1 pseudogene is annotated in these 260 nt (G+C 68.8%); it reads right to left on the reverse strand.

Annotated features, from left to right (window positions below):
- Positions 1-260: pseudogene (locus SB751_RS32225) on the reverse strand (MFS transporter); the annotation flags it as partial.

Genomic DNA, 260 nt, shown 5'->3' on the forward strand with positions numbered 1-260 from the left:
GCCGTCGTGAACAGATTCGCCGACCAGCCCTGGTGCGCGGCCGCGGCGAGGCCGACGATCAGCACCGCGATCCACAGGTTCTGCACCTGCGACACGAACGCGATCGGCAGCACGCAGCATGCGCAGATCAGCATCGCCGTCTTGCGCGCGCCGTTCACGCTCCAGCCCGCGCGCAGCAACGCCGACGACAGCCAGCCGCCGCCGATGCTGCCGATCGTCGTCAGCGCATAGATGCACACGAGCGGCAGGCCGATATGCTG

Origin of the sequence: Cupriavidus sp. SIMBA_020 (genome assembly GCF_046535395.1) — a bacterium.
Taxonomy (GTDB): Bacteria; Pseudomonadota; Gammaproteobacteria; order Burkholderiales; family Burkholderiaceae; genus Cupriavidus; species Cupriavidus campinensis.